This window comes from Cryobacterium sp. TMT3-29-2, from assembly GCF_004564305.1.
In the GTDB taxonomy this organism is placed as follows: domain Bacteria; phylum Actinomycetota; class Actinomycetes; order Actinomycetales; family Microbacteriaceae; genus Cryobacterium; species Cryobacterium sinapicolor.
Window position 1 is genome coordinate 1 of the sequence record NZ_SOGK01000103.1, and the last position, 1,011, is coordinate 1,011.

The 1,011-nt window shown below is 64.5% G+C and carries 1 protein-coding gene; it reads right to left on the reverse strand.

Annotated features, from left to right (window positions below):
* The coding region (locus E3O67_RS11755) for a DUF222 domain-containing protein (protein ID WP_167726600.1) at positions 1 to 254 on the reverse strand (254 nt) is incomplete at its 3' end.
* Positions 255 to 1,011 lie beyond the last annotated feature (757 nt).

The following is a 1,011-nucleotide window of genomic DNA, read 5'->3' on the forward strand; positions in this document are numbered from 1 at the left end:
GCCAGCCACTGCCCCGCCATGCCCCGCACCAGATCCGCGGGGAACGCGAACCCCTCACCGGGGAGCCCGCTCGTTTCGTCGGTGATCGCACCCGTCGCACTGGCCACCAAGGCACGCTCCGCGGTGCCCAGATCGTCCGGCGCGACCCGGGCAGCAACAGTGTCGAGGGCAGTGACAATGTTCTCGGCAGCATCGACGCCGAGGTCGCCGGCGGTGAGGGCAGCCGCCACGGCCGGGTAATACGGCGGCAGCATGCTGGTGCCGGCCAGACGCNGGGTAATACGGCGGCAGCATGCTGGTGCCGGCCAGACGCGGGGTGACATTCTCGCCCAGGCGCACCCGCCGGTTCGCCTCCCGCGAGGAAACACGGGTCAGGCGGGTGATCAGGTCCGTTCCACTGGTCGCCCCGTTCTTATACGCGAGGGACTCATTCCCGAGGATGCGCCGAGACCGCACCGCAATGTCGGCAGCGGATGCAACCCTGGCCGCATCCACCCTACGGCCGAGGTCTTCCACCGTGCCGAGCACCGCCATCGCCTCCGCCTCATTCAGGAGAGAGAAGGCGACCGAATCAAGCACGGACGCGGCCAGATCACGCGCCTGCTGCAGTCGCTGCACAAGGGGCAGCTGCACGAGGGGCAGCTGCACGAGGGGCTGTTGCACGTTGGAAGCCACCGCCTGCGGTGAGGTGGTGGGGTGGTGCGGAGTGGGGGCTCCTGCCATACCACTATAGTAAACGTGTTCTAATCTAGTGTCAAGACTTTTGATGATGTATCGAAACTGATTTGTTCGGCGTGGGCCCGTGGGCTAGAACTACCACGTTCATCCGTCGCTGAAATCGACAGGCGCCCGGCCCTCGAACGAATTCGACGGAGATTTTACCAATTTCGAGCCGAAACGGATTGGGGTGACCCGGTCTTTTCGGACGGGGTCCTCGGTTTCATTTTAGGCGGCGAGTGTGAGTTTGATGAGTCGTTCGGTGGGTGTTGAGTAGCCGAGGGTCTGGTGCAG